This is a genomic window from Sorangium sp. So ce448 (assembly GCF_051520915.1).
GTDB classification, from domain to species: Bacteria; Myxococcota_A; Polyangia; order Polyangiales; family Polyangiaceae; genus Sorangium; species Sorangium cellulosum_B.
Genome location: NZ_CP150343.1, coordinates 3,571,591 through 3,590,842, shown reverse-complemented (window position 1 = coordinate 3,590,842; position 19,252 = coordinate 3,571,591). Strand labels below are relative to the sequence as shown.

At 73.7% G+C, this 19,252-nt stretch carries 6 protein-coding genes; all 6 read left to right on the top strand.

The genetic code is table 11. The features are described 5' to 3' along the window. Positions 1-2 precede the first annotated feature (2 nt). The 6 genes from WMF45_RS13875 to WMF45_RS13850 all read left to right on the top strand — a co-directional run bounded on the left by WMF45_RS13875 (position 3) and on the right by WMF45_RS13850 (position 19,031). Positions 3-12,536 (top strand): amino acid adenylation domain-containing protein, encoded by a 12,534-nt coding sequence (locus tag WMF45_RS13875; RefSeq protein ID WP_437717373.1) that lies wholly within the window; start codon positions 3-5, stop codon positions 12,534-12,536. Between the two features lie 106 nt (positions 12,537-12,642). Beyond that, positions 12,643-13,233 (top strand): cysteine hydrolase family protein, encoded by a 591-nt coding sequence (locus WMF45_RS13870; RefSeq protein WP_437329113.1) that lies wholly within the window; start codon positions 12,643-12,645, stop codon positions 13,231-13,233. An 87-nt stretch (positions 13,234-13,320) separates the two neighbouring features. Continuing rightward, on the top strand, positions 13,321-14,349 hold the full coding sequence (gene hypE / locus WMF45_RS13865; protein WP_437552224.1) for a hydrogenase expression/formation protein HypE: 1,029 nt from the start codon (positions 13,321-13,323) through the stop codon (positions 14,347-14,349). Next, positions 14,321-16,702, top strand: a complete 2,382-nt coding sequence (gene hypF / locus WMF45_RS13860; protein WP_437717372.1) for a carbamoyltransferase HypF — start codon at positions 14,321-14,323, stop codon at positions 16,700-16,702. Before hypE ends, hypF begins: the two co-directional genes overlap by 29 nt. Further along, positions 16,699-18,342 carry a cyclic peptide export ABC transporter gene (locus WMF45_RS13855; protein WP_437717371.1) on the top strand — a complete coding sequence of 548 codons (1,644 nt, stop codon included), beginning with the start codon at positions 16,699-16,701 and terminating at the stop codon, positions 18,340-18,342. Before hypF ends, WMF45_RS13855 begins: the two co-directional genes overlap by 4 nt. A gap of 50 nt (positions 18,343-18,392) precedes the next feature. Next, positions 18,393-19,031: a glutathione S-transferase family protein gene (locus WMF45_RS13850; protein WP_437717370.1), complete on the top strand. Its 639-nt coding sequence runs from the start codon at positions 18,393-18,395 to the stop codon at positions 19,029-19,031. Positions 19,032-19,252 lie beyond the last annotated feature (221 nt).

Genomic DNA, 19,252 nt, shown 5'->3' with positions numbered 1-19,252 from the left:
CGATGAACGGTGATGTGTTGTTGGGCGATCTGGATCGCTGCGAGACCCTCGTGGATCTCCTCCGGCTGCGCGCGGAGGCCCAGGGCGACGCCCTCGCCTTTCGGTTCCTGACCACCGGAGACGTGGACGGCGGATCCGAGGAGTGGACGTTTCGAGATCTCCACCTCCGCGCGATGGGCATCGCCGCGTCGCTGCAGGCGGCGGGGGCCGCCGCGGACCGCGCGCTGCTCCTCTACGCGCCCGGGCTCGACTTCATCGCGGCGTTCATGGGCTGCGTCTACGCCGGCGTCGTCGCCGTCCCGACGTACCCGCCGAACCCGGCGCAGCTGGATCGCACCCTGCCGCGCCTCCGCGCGATCGCCCGCGACGCCGGCGCGAGGTTCGTGCTGACGACCGGGCTGATCGCCTCCCTCTCGGAGGCCCTCCGGGCGCAGGCGCCCGAGCTCTCGGAGCTCCGCTGGATCGCGACGGACGCGCTCGAGCCCGGGGCGGCCTCGGCGTGGCGCGCGCCGGACATCTCGGGGGAGACGCTCGCGTTCCTCCAGTACACGTCGGGCTCCACCGGGCACCCCAAGGGGGTGATGGTGAGCCACGCGAACGTGATCGCCAACGAGCGCGCCATCCGCGCCGGCTTCGAGCACGACGCGGGCTCGTCGGGCGTGGGGTGGCTGCCGCTCTTCCACGACATGGGGCTCATCGGGAACGTGCTGCAGCCGATCTTCGTCGGCTTTCCGTGCACGCACATGTCGCCGCTCGCCTTCCTGGAGAGGCCGCTCCGGTGGCTCAAGGCGATCTCCCATTTCCGCGCCACGACGAGCGGCGGGCCGAACTTCGCGTACGACCTCTGCGCGCGCAAGGCGACCCGCGAGGATCTGGCGGCGCTCGACCTCCGTTCGTGGACGGTGGCGTTCAACGGCGCGGAGCCGATCCGAGCCGAGACGCTGGACCGGTTCGCGGCGGCGTTCGCGCCCTGCGGCTTCCGCCGGGAGGCGTTCTACCCATGCTACGGGCTCGCGGAGGCGACGCTGTTCGCCTCCGGGGGCCTCCGCGACGCGCCGCCCGCCGGCGTGAGCGTCGACGCGGGCGCGCTCGCGCGAGGGGTCTCGCTCCCGGTGGAGCCGGCCGCGGCGGGGGCGCGGCGGCTCGTGTCGTCCGGGGCGCCGCGGGCGCGCGTCGCCGTCGTTTCGCCGGAGCGCGGAGAGCGCGTCGCGGACGGGCAGATCGGCGAGATCTGGATCGCCGGCCCGAGCGTCGCGGGGGGGTACTGGGGCCGCGCCGAGGAGACAGCGCGCGCGTTCGGCGCGCGCCTCCAGGGCGACGGCGAGGCGTCGTACCTGCGGACGGGGGATCTCGGCTTCCTCTCGGGAGGCGAGCTGTTCGTCACCGGGCGCATCAAGGACCTCATCGTCATCCGGGGGCGAAACCTGTACCCCGACGACATCGAGCGGACCGTGGAGGCGGCGCACCCGCGCGTTCGCCCGGGCTGCTGCGCGGCGTTCTCGATCGAGGTCGGCGGTGAAGAGCGGCTCGGCGTCGCGGCCGAGCTCGACGGCCGCGGCGGCGACCCGCCGCCGGACGTCGTGGAGGCGCTGCGATCGGCGGTCGCAAGGGAGCACGACGTGCAGCCGCACGCGGTGCTGCTGCTCCGCCCCCGGACCCTGCCGAAGACGTCGAGCGGCAAGGTCCAGCGGCACGCGTGCGCCCAGGGCTTCCGCGAGGGGACGCTCGACACGCTCGCGGTGTCCGTGGCGCAGGAGGCGCCGGCGCCGGCGCCCGCGGGGGCCGAGGGCGCGCGCGCGGCGGCCGATACGGCGCGGGTGCTGCGCCTCGCGCTGCGCGCGGTGCCCGCCCCGGGGAGGGTGGGCCTGCTCGTCGAGGTGGTGCGCGAGGAGCTCGCCCGGCTCGCGCGGGTGGACCTCGGGAGCGTCACCCCGGCCTCGAAGCTGATGGCGCTGGGGCTCGACTCGCTCGCGAGCGTCGAGCTCCAGGCGCGCTTCGAGGAGCTGCTCGGCGCCGCGGTGCCGCCGCAGCTGCTCTGGCAGACGACGACGGTCGAGGAGCTCTCGGCGGCGCTCTCGGCGGCGGTCGACGCGCCGGCCGCCGGGCCGGCCCCCGCGCCCGCCGCGGCGGACGGCGAGCCGGCGGAGCTCTCGTCGCACCAGCTCCGCCTGTGGTTCTTCTGCCGCTTCGCGCCGGAGAGCCCGCTCTACCACGTGGTGTTCGGCGCGCGGATCGTCGGGGCGCTCGACGAGGCGCGGCTCGAGGAGAGCCTCGCGGCCGTCGTCCGCCGGCACCCGGCGCTGCGCACGGTGTTCCGCGAGATCGCCGGGGAGCCCCGGCAGATCGTGCTGCCGGAGGTGGCGGTGCCCCTCGCGCGCGCGCGGGTCGTCGACGACGCCGCGCGCGCGGAGGAGCGCCTCCGCGAGCTCGCCGCTTCGTGGGGCCAGGCGCCGTTCGCGCTCGAGGAGGGGCCGCTCCTCCGGGTGTGCCTGGTCTCGCTCGGCGAGCGCCACCACGTGCTCCTCTTCGCGCAGCACCACCTCGTGACCGACGGCCGGTCGATCGAGGTGCTCGTGCGCGATCTCGCCGCGAGCTACGCCGCGCGCGGCGCCGGCCGCGCGGACGCGCCGCCGCACGCGTACGGGTACGCCGACTACGCGCGCGCGCAGCGGGCCGCGCTCGCGCGCATGGACGCGGCGCGGGCCTACTGGAAGGCGAAGCTCGAGGGCCTGCCACGGCTCGAGCTGGGCGCCGAGCGCCGGCGAGCGGCGGCGTCGCCGTTCGCGGGCGGGACGGTCCGCTTCGCGCTCTCGGCGCCGCACGTCGAGGCGGCGCTCGCCGTCGCCCGGGCGGAGAACGCGACGCTCTTCGTCGCGCTGGCCTCCGTCTACGCGGCGCTGCTCCACCGCACGACCGGGCAGGAGGACCTCGGGATCGGCGTCGTCATCGCCAACCGGAGCCGCCCCGAGCACCAGGGGGTCGTCGGCTTCTTCGCGAACACGGTCGTCCTGCGCGTGGATCTCGGCGGGAGGCCGACGTACCGCGAGCTCGTCCGCCGCGTGCGCCGGACGATGGCCGAGGCGATGGAGCACGCCGAGCTGCCGTTCGACGAGGTCGCGCGCGCCGCGGCCCCGGCAGCGGGGCGAGACGGGGAGCGGGACGCGCTGATCCAGGCGAGCTTCGTGCTGGAGAGCGCCTCGGAGCCGCCGGCGGAGGTCGAGGGGGCGCTGTGGCGGCCCGTGCTCTGGGCCCCCGACGGGGCCGTGGAGGGGACGGCGAAGTTCGATCTGGGGCTGAGCGTGGCGCGCCTCCACGGCGAGCTCGCCGCCGCGCTGGAGTTCCGCGCGGACCGCTTCGCGCGCGACGAGATCGAGCGCATGACGGGCCACCTCGGGGAGCTCCTTCGCTCGGCCGGGGCGGAGCCGGACCGCCCGATCGACGAGCTCCGGCTGCTCCCGCCCGAGGAGGAGCGCTACCTGCTCGCGGGCTGCAACGACACCGCGGCGGAGTTCCCTCGGGACGCGTGCTTCCACGATCTCTTCCGGGAGCAGGCCTCCCGGACGCCGGAGCGGATCGCCGTCGCGTGCGGCGAGCAGCGGCTCTCGTACGCGGAGCTCGACCGCGCCACCGACCGCGTGGCGCGGGCGCTCTCGGCGCGCGGCGTCGGGCCCGATCGCCTTGTCGCCCTGCTGACGCGGCGCGACCTCGACTTCATGCTGCTCGCGCTCGGCGCCTTCAAGGCGGCCGGCGCGTACGTGCCGCTCGATCCCGCGCACCCGGCGCGGCGCAACGCCGACATCCTGGCGCGCGCGGGAGGCCCTCCCCTCCTCGTGGGTGCCGCGATCCCGGGCGCGCTGCTGGACGAGATCGCCGCGGCAGGCGCCGGGGCGCTCGAGGTGCTCCCGGCCGCCGCGCTGCTCGCCGACGCCGCGGCGGAGCGCGGGGCGCTTCCGGCCGCGCGCGCGGAGCACCTCGCCTACGTCATCTTCACGTCCGGATCGACCGGCGCGCCCAAGGGCGCGATGGTCGAGCACCGGGGGATGCTCAACCACCTCTTCGCGAAGGTGCGTTCCCTCGGGATCGGGCCCGCGGACGTCGTCGCGCAGACCGCGCCGATCACCTTCGACATCTCGGTGTGGCAGCTGCTCTCCCCGCTGCTCGCGGGCGGGACGTGCCGCCTCGTGCCGGACGAGATCGCGACCGACCCTGTGCGGCTGCTCGACGCCGTGGGGGAGCTCGGCATCACCGTCCTGGAGATCGTGCCGTCGCTCCTGCGCGGGGCGCTCGACGAGCTCGAGGCGCGCCCGGCGTGGCGGCCGCGCCTCGACGGCCTGCGGTGGCTCGTGCTCACCGGTGAGGCGCTCCCCCCCGATCTCGCGCGCAGGTGGCTCGCGCTCTACCCGCGGATCCCGCTGATGAACGCCTACGGCCCGACGGAGTGCTCGGACGACGTGGCCCAGCACGTCATCACCGAGCCCCCTGCGGAGGACGCGGCGTACGTGCCGATCGGCAGCGCGATCCAGAACACGCAGCTCTACGTGCTGGATCGACGGCGGCAGCCCGTGCCGCTCGGCGTCGCCGGCGAGCTGTACGTGGGCGGCGACGGGGTCGGCCGGGGGTATCTCCTCGACCCGGAGCGCACGGCGGCGGCGTTCCTTACGAATCCGTTCTCCACCGCGGCGGGCGCGCGCCTGTACCGGACGGGCGATCTGGTGCGCCGGCTGCCCGGCGGCGAGCTCGTGTTCCTGGGGCGCATCGACCACCAGATCAAGCTCCGCGGCTTCCGCATCGAGCTCGGCGAGATCGAGGCGGTCATCGCGCGGTGCGCCGGGATCCGCGATGTCGTCGTCATCACGCGCGCGGACGCTCCGGGGGATCCGCGGCTCGTCGCGTACGTGGTCCCCGAGGCGCCGTCCCTCGACCCGGGTGCCCTCAAGGACCAGCTCTCGTCGCGCCTGCCGGGCTACATGATCCCGGCCGCGATCGTCGCCCTCGACGCCCTCCCGCTGAGCGCGAACGGCAAGGTGGACCGCAAGGCGCTGCCCGCGCCCGCGTGGAACGCCCCGGGCGAGCTCGCGGCGCAGACGGCGCCGCGCACCGGCCTGGAGCAGGCGATCGGCGACGTGTGGCGCGCCGTCCTCGGCCTCGATCGGGTCGGCGTCCACGACGACTTCTTCGCGATCGGCGGGCACTCCCTCTCGGCCACGCGCGCGGCGGCCCGCCTGCGCGACCTGCTCGGCGTCGACGTCGGCGTCCGGTCGCTCTTCGAGGCGCCGACCATCGCCCGGCTCGCCGCGCACATCGAGCGGTCGACGCCGATCCGCCGCGAGGCGCGCCGGGCGCCGGCGCCCCTCGCGCCGGCGCCGCGCGTCGGCGAGGAGGCGCCGCTGTCCTTCGCGCAGCAGCGGCTGTGGTTCCTGGATCAGCTCGAGCCCGAGAGCGCCACGTACAACGTGCCCGCGGCGCTCCGCCTGCGCGGCGCGCTCGACCTCACGGCGCTCTCGCGCGCGATCGCCGAGGTCGTGCGGCGGCACGAGGTGCTGCGCGCGACGATCCACGCGGTCGACGGCCGCCCTGTCCAGCGCTTCCAGGGCGCTCGCGAGACGCCGAATGCGTGGCCCCTCCCCCTCGTCGACCTCTCGGAGGTCCCCGCGAGCGATCGGGAGACGACTTTACAAAGCGACGCATCGCGAGAAGCAGCGAGGCCGTTCGACCTGGAGCAGGGGCCGCTCCTGCGCGCGGCGCTCTTCCGGCTCGCGCCCGACGAGCACGTGCTGGTCGTCACGCTCCACCACATCGCCTCGGACGGGTGGTCGCTCGGCGTGCTCGCGCACGAGCTCACGGCGGCGTACACCGCGTTCGCGAGAGACGCGGCGCCGGCGCTCCGCCCGCTGCCGGTCCAGTACGCCGACTACGCCGCCTGGCAGCGGCAGGAGCTCGCCCCCGAGGTGCTGGACGCCGAGCGGGAGATCTGGCGCCGGAGGCTCGACGGCGCGCCGCCGCTCGATCTCCCGACGGACCGCCCCCGCCCCGCGGCGCGCTCGTCGCGCGGGCGCACGCACCGGTTCGCGCTGCCGCAGGACCTCGCAGCCGCGCTCCGGCGCCGGAGCCAGGAGCTCGGGGCCACGCTGTTCATGACGCTCCTCGCCGCCTTCGAGGCGCTGCTCCACCGGTACAGCGGCCAGCAGGACTTCTGCGTCGGCACGCCGGTGGCCGGCCGCGGGCGGACCGAGCTCGAGCCGCTCATCGGGCTGTTCGTCAACACCCTTGTCCTGCGCGCGCGGCTCGACGGCGACCCGACCTTCGCGGAGCTCGTCGGCCGCGTGAAGGCGGACGCGCTCGAGGCGTACGCCCACCAGGATCTGCCGTTCGAGGCCGTCGTCGACGCGCTCGCCGTGGAGCGGGATCTCAGCCGGAACCCGCTGTTCCAGGTGATGTTCGCGCTCCAGAACGTGCCACCGCCCGCGCTGACGCTGCCGGGCGTCGAGGCCTCGCCGGTCCCGCTCGACGTGGAGCGGGCGCGGTTCGATCTCACGCTCTTCCTCACCGAGTCGGGCGACGCGATCGAGGGCGCCCTCGAGTTCGATCTCGATCTGTTCGACCCCGGGACCGCCGCGCGGCTCGCGGGGCACTACGAGACGATCCTCCGCGCCGTGGCCTCGGACCCGGGGGCGCGGGTCGCCGAGCTCCCGCTGCTCACGGCGAGCGAGCGGCGCGAGCTCCTCATCGCGTGGAACGCGACGAGCGCGCCGACGCCGCCCGCCGCGTGCCTGCACGAGCTCTTCGACGCGCAGGCAGAGCGGTCGCCCGGGGCCGTGGCCGTGGCGTCCGAGGCCGGCGAGCTCACGTACCGCGAGCTCCGCCGCCGCGCCGACGCGCTCGCCCTGCGGCTGCGCGCGCTCGGCGTGCGGCCGGAGACGCGCGTGGGCCTGTGCGTGCGGCGGACGCTCGACATGGTCGTGGCCCTCTGGGCCATCTTCAAGGCCGGCGGCGTCCACGTGCCGCTCGACCCGGGCTACCCGCGGCAGCGGCTGCAGGTGATCCTGGAGGACGCGGCGGCGCACCTGCTCGTGACCGAGAGCGCGCTGTCGGGGCTCGTGCCGGCAGGGTCGGCCGAGGTGCTCCTGCTCGACGAGATCGTCGCGGGCGCGGACGACGTGGGGGACGCGCAGGGCGGGGCGCGCGACGCGCTGCCGGCGGGGCGGCCGGACCAGGCAGCGTACCTCATCTACACCTCCGGCTCGACGGGCCGGCCCAAGGCCGTCGTGATCGAGCACCGCCAGGCCGTCGCGCTCGCGTGGTGGGCCAGGCGGACGTTCTCGGACCAGGAGCTCGCGGGCGTGCTCGCGTCCACGTCCACCTGCTTCGATCTCTCGGTCTTCGAGCTCGTCGTCCCGCTCTGCTGGGGCGGCAAGATCGTCCTCGCCGACGACGCGCTCGCGCTGCCCGCGCACCGGCGCCGCGACGAGGTCACGCTCGTCAACACGGTGCCCTCCGCCGCGGCGGCGCTCCTCGCGGTGTCGGGCATCCCCGGGTCGGTGCGGACCGTGTGCCTCGCCGGCGAGCCGCTCCGCGCCTCGCTCGCGCGCGACGTGCTCGCGCTGCCGCACGTCGAGCGGCTCCTGAACCTCTACGGCCCCAGCGAGACAACGACGTACTCGACAGGCGCGACCGTGACCGCCGCGGCGCGCCCGACGATCGGCAGGCCCATCGACCACACCCAGGTCTACGTGCTCGACGCGCGGCTGCAGCCGGTGCCCGTCGGCGTCGCCGGGGAGCTCTACATCGCCGGCGCGGGCGTCGCGCGCGGCTACCTGGGGCGCGACGAGCTGACGGCCGAGCGGTTCGTCCCCTGCCCGCTCGAGGAGGCCCGCGGCGCGCGGATGTACCGCACCGGCGACCGCGCGCGCTGGCTCGCGAGCGGAGAGCTCGAGTACCTCGGGCGGCTCGATCATCAGGTGAAGATCCGCGGCTTCCGCGTCGAGCCGGCGGAGACCGAGGCCGCGCTCGCCGCGCACCCGGACGTGCGCGAGGCGCTCGTGCTCGCGCGGGACGACGGCCCCTCGGGCCGCTGGCTCGTCGCCTACCTCCTCGTCCGGCGGCCGGTGGACGCGCAGGCGCTGCGGGCGCTCGTCGCCGAGCGGCTGCCGGAGCCGTTCGTCCCGTCCGCCTTCGTCGAGCTCGACGCCTGGCCGCTGAACGCCAACGGCAAGGTGGACAGGAAGGCGCTCCCGGCGCCCAGTCGACCGGAGATCGCGCCGGACATCGCAGGCGAGGCGCGGCGCGCGCCGGCGACGCCGACCGAGCAGGCCCTCGCGGGCGTCTGGGGCGAGGTGCTCGGCCGCGGCGGCATCGGGACGGCGGACGACTTCTTCGCGCTCGGAGGGCACTCCCTCCTCGCGGTCCAGGTCATCGCGCGCGCGCGGCGGCTGTTCGGCGTCGATCTGCCGCTGCGCGCCGCCTTCGACGCGCCGACGGTCGCGGCCCTCGCCGAGCGCATCGATCGGGCGAGGCTGGACGGGCGCCGCGGCGCGCCCGAGCCGCTCCGCCCCGCGCCCCGGGGCGGCGACGCGCCGCTGTCCCACGCCCAGCAGCGCCTCTGGTTCATCGAGGCGCTCCAGCCGGGAACGGCGGTCTACAACATGCCGATCGGGGTGCTGCTCCGCGGGCCGCTCGACCGCGCCGCCCTGGAGCGGAGCCTCGATCGGGTGGTCGCGCGCCACGAGGCGCTGCGCACCCGGATCGAGGCGCGCGACGGCCAGCCGTTCCAGGTCGTGCTCCCCGAGGCGCGCCTCGAGCTGCGGCTCGTCGACCTGTCCGCCGTCCCCCGGCGCGAGCGGGACCGGGCGGCGCAGCGCGCCGCGGAGGACGAGGCGCGGCGGCCGTTCGATCTCGCCTCGGGCCTGCCGATCCGCGCGGCGCTGATCCGCCTCTCCGACGAGGCGCACGTGCTGCTCCTCACGGCGCACCACATCGCCTGCGACGGCGGCTCGATCCCCGTCCTCTTCCGCGACCTGTCCGCCTTCTACGAGGCCGCGCGGGCCGGCCACGCGCCGGATCTGCCGCCCCTCCCTGTGCAGTACGCCGACGTCGCGATCTGGCAGCGCGCCCAGGCCGACGCGTGGCGGGGGCAGCTCGAGTACTGGAAGCGGCAGCTGTCCGACCTGGAGCCGCTCGAGCTCCCCACCGACAGGCCGCGCGGCAGCGCCCTCTCCCACCGCGGCGACACCGTCCCGGTGAGCCTGCCCGCGCCGCTCGTCGAGGCCCTCCGCGCGCTCGGCAGGCGCGAGGGCGCGACGATGTTCATGGTGCTCCTCGCCGGCTTCGTCGCCCTCCTGCACCGCTACACGGGCCGCGCCGGCGTGGCCGTCGGCTCGCCGGTCAGCGGCCGCACGCAGGTCGAGATGGAGCCGCTCGTCGGCTTCTTCGTCAACCTGCTCGTCCTGCGCGTCCGCCTCGACGACGACCCCACGTTCGTCGAGCTCGTGCGGCGGGTCCGGCAGGCGACGCTCGAGGCCCAGGAGCACCAGGACGTCCCGTTCGAGCAGGTCGTGGACGCCCTTCAGGTGAAGCGCGACCTCGGCCGCACCCCGCTCTTCCAGGCGGCCTTCGCGTTCCAGGGCGCGCCGGAGCGCCCGCGGAGGCTCGGCGAGCTCGACGCCTCGCCGTTCGAGGTCGATACCGCGACCGCGAAGTTCGACCTCCTGCTCGCGCTCGAGGAGGACGACAAGGCCGTCTCCGGCGGCATCGAGTTCAGCGCCGACCTGTTCGACAGGGCCACGATCGAGCGCTGGCGGGGCCACCTCGAGGCCCTGCTCGCGGCGAGCGCCGCGCAGCCCGAGCTGCGCGTCGGCGACCTGCCGCTGCTCGGGCGCGACGAGCGCGACCTCGTGCTGCACGCGTTCAGCGGGGGCCGATCGGCGCAGCCCGCCCCGGAGGCCGCGTGCGCGCAGCGCCTGTTCGAGGCGCAGGCCAGGGAGGCGCCCGGGCGTGCCGCGCTCCTCTTCGAGGGCGCGGCGGTGAGCTACGGCGAGCTCGACCGCCGGGCCAACCAGCTCGCGCACCACCTCCGCGCCCGCGGCGTGCGGCGCGGCGCGCTGGTCGGCGTGTGCCTGCCGCGCTCGCCCAACATGATCGTCGCGCTCCTCGCGGTGCTGAAGGCCGGCGGCGCGTACGTGCCGCTCGACCCGACCTACCCGCGCGATCGGCTCGCCTTCATGATCGAGGACGCGCGCCCCGCGCTGCTCATCGCCGAGCCGGAGCTCCTCGCCGCCCTGCCCGCGGCGCTGCCGCCGGTCGTGCGGCTCGGGGAGAGCGAGCCCGCCTTTCCGCACGAGCGGAGCGACGCCCCCGACGCCGGGTCGCTCCCCGAGGACCTCGCGTACGTCATCTACACCTCCGGCTCGACAGGGCGCCCGAAGGGGGTGCTCATCGAGCACCGCTCGCTCTCCGCCTTCGCCGTGGCGCAGCGCAAGCTGCTCGGCGTCGAGCCGGGGACCCGCGTCCTCCAGTTCACCCGGCTGAGCTTCGACGTCTCCGTGATGGAGATCTTCGTGCCGCTCTCCGCGGGCGGCGTCGTGTGCCTCGCGCGCGCCGAGGCGCTCATGCCCGGGCCCGGGCTCGTCGACCTCCTGCGCGAGCAGCGGATCGAGGTGGCGTCGCTGACCCCCTCGGCGCTCATGGCGGTCGGCTTCGACACGCTCCCGGACCTGCGCGTGCTGTGCGTGGCCGGCGAGGTGTGCCCCGCGGAGCTGCCGCGGCGGTGGGCGCGCGGCCGGCGGTTCGTCAACGGATACGGCCCCACCGAGGCGACGGTGCTCGCGACCGCGGCCGAGTACGCGCCCGACGTCGCGCGGCCCACGATCGGCCGCCCGCTGCCGAACACGCAAACGTACGTGCTCGACCCCCGCGGCCAGCCGGCGCCCGTCGGTATCCCCGGCGAGCTCCACATCGGCGGGATCGGCCTCGCGCGGGGCTACCTCAACCGCGACGACCTCACCGCGGCGCGCTTCGTGCGCGCGGCGTTCCCCGAGGCGCAGGGGGCGCGGCTCTACCGCACGGGCGATCTCGTGCGATGGCTGCCGAGCGGCGAGATCGACTTCCTCGGCCGGCTCGACGAGCAGGTCAAGATCCGGGGCTTCCGGATCGAGCTCGGCGAGATCGAGGCGGTGCTCGCGTCGCACCCCGACGTGACCGAGGCGGCGGTGGTCACCCGGGAGCACGCCCCGGGCGACGTGCGGCTCGCGGCCTTCTTCATCCCGCGCGGCGGGCGCGCCGCGGCGAGCGACGCGCTGCGCGGGTACCTGTCCGATCGGCTGCCCGACTACATGGTCCCGCCGGTGATCGCGCCGGTCGAGCGGTGGCCGCAGACCCCGAGCGGCAAGATCGATCGCCGGGCGCTCGCCGCCTCCGTGCCCGCGGCGCTCGCGGCGCTCGCGGGCGGAGCGCGCGTCCCGCCGAGGACGGGGCTCGAGCTGGAGCTCTGCGCGCTGTTCGAGGAGCTCCTCGGCGAGGGCGGCGTCGGCGTGACCGACGACTTCTTCTCGCTCGGCGGGCACTCGCTGCTCGCGGTGCGGCTCATGGCCGAGATCCGCGGGCGATTCGGCCGCGATCTGCCGCTCACCAGCCTGTTCCGCGCGCCGACCGTGGAGGGCCTCGCGGCGCTCCTGCGCGAGGATCGGGGAGCGCCGCGGGGCCGCGCCTCCGTCGTGGTCCCGCTCCACGAAGGGGGCGCCCGCGCGCCGCTCTTCTTCGTCCACCCCATCGGCGGCAACGTCCTCTGCTACGCGGATCTCGCGCGCGAGCTCGGGCGGGATCGGCCCTTCTACGGCATCCAGGCGTTCGGCCTGGAGACCCCCCCGCGGCCGCTCGCCAGCGTCGGCGAGATGGCCGAGGCGTACTGCGAGGAGCTCCGCCGCGTCCAGCCCGAGGGGCCGTACCTGCTCGGCGGCTGGTCGATGGGCGGCGTGGTGGCGTTCGAGATGGCGCGCGTCCTCGAGGGCGGCGGGCGCAGTGTGGCCGCCGTCGTCCTCCTGGACGCGTACCTCCCCCCGTTCGACGAGCCCGGCGACGACGTCCCGCCGATCGCGCAGTTCGCCTCGGATCTCGCGCGGATCGCGGGCGCGCCGGCCACCGCGGCGCTCGCCTGGCCGGACGGCGCCGCGGCCGACGCCGCGTGGCTGCTGGAGCGCGCGCAGGAGCTCGGCGCGCTGCCCCGCGGGACGACGCTCGGCGAGCTGGAAGCGCTGCTCGACGCGTTCCAGCGGAACGCGGCGCTGCTCGCGCGCTACGCCCCTGGCGAGGTCTCGGCCCGCGTGGAGCTCTTCCGCGCCGAGGCCTCACCGCGGAGGGATCCGCGGCCCGCGTGGGCGAAGTGGGCCCCCGGCCTGCGGAGCCACGTCGCGGCCGGCGACCACTACACGCTGCTCCGAAGACCGCACGTCGGCGCGCTCGCCGAGCGCATCCGGGCCGCGCTGCTCGAGGCGGACCCCGGCGCGCCGCCCAAAGGCGCCGGAGCCGTCCGGCCGCCGGGGTGATCGGCGCTCTTGCCGCCGCGCTTCACCGCCCTGCCGCGCTCGTTGCAAGGCAAGGGCCTTTGACTGACTCGTCTCGAATCCATCAACCGAATCCAAGAGGACCATCATGCCCAACATCGCAGTGCTCACCAACGACCTTCAGTACGAGTTCATCGACAAGATGCCGGGAGGTCGCGAGCTCCTCTCCAGGGTGGCGCCGCAGTTCAACATGTTCCTCGGCGCCATCCGCGCCCTGGGGCACGTCGTCGTCCACCTCCAGCTCATCAACGATCCGGCCGATCCGCAGATCCAGCGCCGCTTCCGCGGCAAGGAGATCCCGGCGATCAAGGGCACTCCCAACGCCGAGCTGATCAAGGACTTCGTCCATCCGTCCGACATCGTGATGGTCAAGCACCGCGACAGCGGGTTCTACGAGACGCCTCTCGACGACAAGCTGAAGGAGCTCGGCGTCAAGACGATCCTCGTCACGGGCATCCAGACCCAGATCTGCGTGCAGACCACGGCGGCGGACGGCTTCTTCCGCGGGTACAAGGTGTGGGTCCCCGAGGATGGCGTGTTCTCCCTCAAGGAGGAGGACAAGAAGCGCTCCCTCGAATGGATGGCGTCGTACTGCGCGGCGATCGCCCCCGGCGCGGAGATCATCAAGCGCCTGCGCCAGAGCGACGACCTGCCGAGCCGGGAAGAGCTGCTCGGCTGACAAGGCACGACGAGGCCGCGCAGCCGGGCGGCCTCGTCTCTTTCACCACCTCACCGCAGCTCTGCGGTGCCAACGCTGGAGCCTCACATGACGAAAGAACACGCGAAAGAGAACGAAGAGGTCGTCCTCGACCACGGGACGGGCGCCCGCCTGAGCCGGGAGCTCGTCGAGCGCATCGCCGCGACGCTCGGCGACACGTACATCGGCGCGATGGAGGACAGCGCGATCCTGGAGGTCCCCACCGGCCGGATCGCCGTCACCACGGACTCGTTCGTGGTCACGCCGCTGTTCTTCGGCAACGGCGATATCGGCAAGGTCGCCGTCTGCGGCACCGTCAACGATCTCGCGGTCAGCGGCGCGAGGCCCCTCTACCTGACCCTGGGCCTCATCATCGAGGCGGGCTTCCCGATCCCCTTGCTCCTCCGCGCCCTCGAGTCGGCGCGCGACGCGGCGAGGGAGGCCGGCGTGAAGATCGTCGCCGGCGACACGAAGGTCGTCGGCAAGGGCGAGGCCGACCGGCTCTTCATGAACACGGCCGGCGTGGGCGTCTTCGAGCGCCCGCCGCTCGTGAGCCGCGCCGTGCGGCCCGGCAACAAGATCATCGTGAGCGGGTATCTCGGCAACCACTCCATCCACCTGCTCTCGGTGCGCGAGGGGCTCGGCTTCGAGAAGCGGGTGCAGAGCGACTGCGCGCCGCTCAACGGGCTCATCGACGCGGTCCTCAAGGGCGTGCCCCAGGGCGCCGTGGCGGCGATCCGCGACGTGACGCGCGGCGGCCTGTGCGCCGTCCTCCACGAGTTCGCCCGCGCGTCGGGCGCCGAGCTCTCCTTCGCGCGCGCGGCGCTGCCCGTGCTGCCGGAGGCCGTCATGGCGGCCGACATGCTCGGCATCAACCTCATCCACCTCGCCAACGAGGGGTGCCTCTGCCTGTTCGTGGAGGCGGACAAGGCGGGGGACGTGCTCGGGATCCTCCGCGCGCACCCCTACGGCCGCAACGCGGCGGTCATCGGGGAGGTCAAGGCCGCGGCGGAGCCCGTCGTGTCCATGACCGAGCCCGATGGGACTCAAACCCTGCTCGAGGAGCTTTATGGAGCCGAACTCCCCCGACTCTGCTGACGCGCGGCCGGTGATCGTGACCCGCCGATTCCGGGTCTCGGGCATCGTCCAGGGGGTCGGCTTCCGGCCCTTCGTGCACCGGCTCGCCCGCGCCGTCGGGGCGCGCGGCTGGGTCCTCAACGACTCCCGCGGCGTGCTGCTCGAGCTGCAGGCCGGCGACGAGGCGATCCAGGCGTTCCTGCGCGCGCTCGTCGAGTCGCCGCCGCCGCTCGCCCGGATCACGGGCGTCCGCGAGGAGGCGCTCGCCGAGCCCGCCCCTCGATACGACGACTTCCAGATCCGCGGCAGCGTGGATCTGCGCAGCACCGACACGCTCATTCCGCCCGACTCGGACGTCTGCGCCGACTGCCTGCGGGAGCTCAGGGACCCTTCGAACCGCCGTCACCGCTACCCGTTCATCAACTGCACGCATTGCGGGCCGCGCTACTCGATCATCTGCGACATGCCGTACGACCGGCCGCAGACGACGATGAAGAGCTTCCCGATGTGCCCCGCCTGCGCGGGCGAGTACGAGGACATCGAGGATCGGCGCTACCACGCGCAGCCGAACGCGTGCCCCGTATGCGGCCCCCGGCTCACGCTCACCGATCGGCTCGGCGCGCCGATCGAGGCGGACGATCCGGTGCGCTTCGCCATCGAGCGGCTCCGCGAGGGCGCGCTCTTCGCGGTGAAGAGCCTCGGCGGCTTCCACCTCGTGGCGGACGCGCGCAACGAGGCGGCGGTGCGGGAGCTGCGCCGGCGCAAGCGCCGCGACGCCAAGCCGTTCGCGATCATGGTGGCCGACGCCGAGGCGGCGAGCCGCCATGTCTCCCTCAGCGACCCGGAGCGGGCGCTGCTCGAGAGCCGGCAGCGCCCCATCGTCCTCCTGCGCAGGCGGCCAGGCGCCCTGTCCGAGGCGATCGCCCCGAGGAACCCGAGCTTCGGCGTCATGCTGCCCTCGACGCCCCTGCACTACCTCCTGCTCGAGGACCCGGCGCTCGACGTCCTCGTCATGACGAGCGGGAACCTCTCCGGACACCCCATCGCGTTCGACAACGACACGGCGCTCTCGCAGCTCCGCGACATCGCGGATTACTTCGTGCTGCACGACCGCGATATCCGCACCCGCGTCGACGACTCCGTCGTCCGGCTCACGGAGGCGGAGGGGCTCGACGCGCCGCTCGTCTCGTTCATCCGCCGCTCGCGCGGCTATGCGCCGTATCCCATCCACCTCCCGCAGGACGTCGGCGCCGTCGTCGCCCTCGGCGGCGAGCTGAAGACCACCGTCGCCGTCGGCAAGGACAACCAGGTCTTCATCAGCCAGCACATCGGCGATCTCAAGAACGACGCGACGTTCGGCGCGCACATCGACTGTTCGTCGCACGTCCAGCGGCTGCTGTCCGTGCAGACGGACACCGTCGCTTGCGATATGCACCCGGCGTTCCGCTCCACGCGGGCGGCGAAGCGCCAGGCCGGCGCGGACGTCGCGACGGTGCAGCACCACCACGCCCACATGGCCGCCTGCATGGCCGAGAACGGGCTGAACGAGCGGGTGATCGGCGTCATCTTCGACGGCTCCGGCTACGGCCTCGACGACAGCATCTGGGGCGGCGAGTTCCTGGTCGGCGACTACCGTGAATTCGTGCGCGCCGGCCACCTCCGGCCGATGTACCTCCTCGGCGGCGACAAGGCGGTCAAGGAGCCCATCCGCGTCGCGATCTCGCTGCTCGTGGAGACGTTCGGGGACGAGCTCGGCGGGATCCGCGTCCCGGCGCTCATGGACGTCGCGGAGGAGCGCCGCGACGTCTTCGTGAAGATGGCGCAGCGGAGGCTGAACGCGACGGCCACGACGAGCATGGGCCGGCTGTTCGACGGCGTGTCTTCGCTCCTCCGCATCTGCCACGAGGTCGAGTACGAGGCGCAGGCCGCCATCGAGATGGAGGCGCTGCTCGACAGGGACTTCCGGACGGCGCCACCGCTCCAGTACGGGATAGACGAGCGGGACGGCCGCCTCGTGGTCGACTACCGGCCTCTCGTCCGGGATCTCCTGCGCGCGCTCGACGAGCCGGACGCCACGCCCGCGCACCTCAGCCGCCGGTTCCACTCGACGATCGTGGATGTGATCGCCGCAATGTGCCTGCGCCTGGCGGACAAGTTCGACGTGCGCCGCGTGGTCATGAGCGGCGGAGTCTTCATGAACGAGTTCGTCCTGATCAACGCGCTCCGACGCCTGAAGAGCGAGGGGCTCACCCCGTATTGCCACCGGCTGGTCCCGCCGAACGACGGCGGAATATCGCTCGGCCAGATCCTCGTCGCGGCCGCCCGCGGCCCGTCGGCGCGAGGGGAGCGCCCCACCACCACCGAGCATCCATGAAGCTCCTCGCGTTCGTCGCCGGCTACTCCCGGCGGATCCTCGTCCTCGCGATCCTCGCGGGGACGCTCTGCGGCGCCTGCAACACGGCGCTCCTCGTGCTGATCAACGAGGCGCTGCAGCGCAAGCGCGGCGCGGTGATGTGGAGCTTCGCCGCGGTGTGTTTGCTGCTCCCGTTCGCCCGCTACCACTCGGAGATCCTGCTCACGCGCCTCAGCCAGGGGGCGCTCTTCGATCTCCGGGTGAAGATCTGCCGGAAGATCCTCGGCGCGCCGCTCCGCCAGATCGAGGAGATCGGCCCGTCACGGGCGCTCACCGCCCTCACGGACGACGTCCCCGTGATCACCACGGCGCTGATGCAGATCCCGATCGTCTGCATCAACCTGGTCATCGTGGTCGGAGGCCTGCTCTACATGGGGTGGATGTCTCCTGTCATGCTGGCCTCGGTGCTGGCGCTCATCGTCCTCGGGATCGTCGGGTATCAGCTCCCGATGAGCCGCGCGACACGGCACTTCCGCCGCGCGCGCGAGGCGACCGAGGAGCTGATGAAGACCTTCCGCGCGCTCACGCGCGGCGTGAAGGAGCTGAAGCTCCACGCGCGGCGCCGCGAGGCGTTCCTCGCGACGTCGCTCGAGGGGGAGGCCGGCGTCGTCCAGGCGAGCAACCTGCGCGGCATGGTCGCGCTCACCGCCGCGAACGGGTGGGGCCAGGCGATGGTGTTCACCATCATCGGCGTGACGCTCTTCGTCGTGCCGCTCTTCCAGGAGGCGAGCGCCGAGGCGTCGATCGGCTACGCCCTCGTCCTCCTCTACCTGATGACGCCCATGCAGGTCCTCATCGGCGCGCTCCCGGCCCTGAGCCGCGCGGGCATCGCCGTGCAGAAGGTCGAGGACCTCGGCGCGAGCCTCAGGGTCGAGGCGAGCGAGGCAGAGGCAGGGGCCCCGCTCCCCGAGAGGTGGAAGCGGCTGGAGCTCGCCGGGGTCACGCACGCCTACAGGTCCGAGGGAAAGGACGACACCTTCACGCTGGGCCCCATCCACCTCAGCGTGCGGCGCGGAGAGCTGATCTTCCTCGTCGGGGGCAACGGCAGCGGCAAGACGACCCTCGCGAAGCTGATCGCGGGCCTTTACGCGCCCGAGTCGGGCCAGATCCGGCTCGACGGCGAGGCGATCACCGACCGGAACCGGCAGGCGTACCGGGAGCTCTTCTCGGTGGTGTTCTTCGATTTCCACCTGTTCGAGAGCCTGATCGGGCTCGACTCTCCCGAGCTCACCCAGCGCGCGCGGGGTTACCTCTCTCGCCTGCAGCTCGATCACAAGGTGTCTGTCGAGGGGGGTGTCCTCTCCACGACGTCGCTGTCGCAGGGACAGAGAAAGCGCCTCGCGCTGCTCACGGCCTACCTGGAAGACCGGCCGGTCTACCTGTTCGACGAGTGGGCGGCGGACCAGGATCCTGTGTTCAAGGACGTCTTCTACCGCCAGATCCTCCCGGAGCTCAGGGCCAGCGGCAAGACGATCCTCGTCATCAGCCACGACGACAAGTACTTCGGGCTGGCGGATCGCGTCCTCAAGATGGACTTCGGTCAGCTCGTGGGCGACGCACAGGTTACCGTGAGATCGGACGAGACATACGCCAGCGCCTGAGTTAGAAACCGGCGCGTTCGTCGTCCGACGGCGAGCCGACGGGAGGTGTCATGGAACCGCTGGTGCTGTATCTTGGTACGAAGACGTATTCGACCTGGTCGCTCCGCGCCTGGCTCGCGCTGAAGCACACCGGCGCTTCGTTCACGGAGGAGGTCATCGCCCTGTACCAGGCGGGGTCACGCGAGGCGCTCCTCCGGCGCTCCCCCTCGGGGCGCGTGCCAGCGCTGCGGCACGGCGACCTTGTCCTCTGGGACTCCCTCGCGATCTGCGAGTATGTCGCCGAGCTCTTCCCCGAGGCGCGGCTGTGGCCGAGCGATCGTGCGGCGCGCGCGCTCGCCCGGTCGGTGTCGAGCGAGATGCACTCCGGGTTCACGGCGCTCCGCAACGCGATGTCCATGGATCTCCGCCGGGAGATCGCGCCGATCGCGCGCGACGCCGCCGTGGACGCGGACATCGACCGTGTGACGTCGATCTGGACCGAGTGCCGGCGGGCCCATGGCCAGAAGGGGGAGTACCTCTTCGGGCATTTCACGATCGCCGACGCCATGTTCGCGCCGGTGGTCACGCGCTTCCGCACGTACGCCGTCCCGCTCGCGGGCGCCGCGGCAGCGTACGCCGAGACGATGTGGCGGCACCCTGGCCTCGCGGAGTGGGTCGCGGCTGCACAGACGGAGTCGCTGGCCGGCTAGCACCCGTCGCCGGATCAGCTCGAGGACGTCGAGGCTGAACCGCGACGATCGCACGAGGCGGCAGACGATCCCTCCAGCGCCGCCCAGCGCGGCTGCGCTCCTCCGGCGCCGGTGAGCTCCGCCGCGCTCGATGTCCCGTCCGAGCGCACCTTCGAGCGCTGGTCCGCCGCCACGTGCGGTATCCAGGGCGCAACGAACGGCGGCGACTCCACCCTCGACGA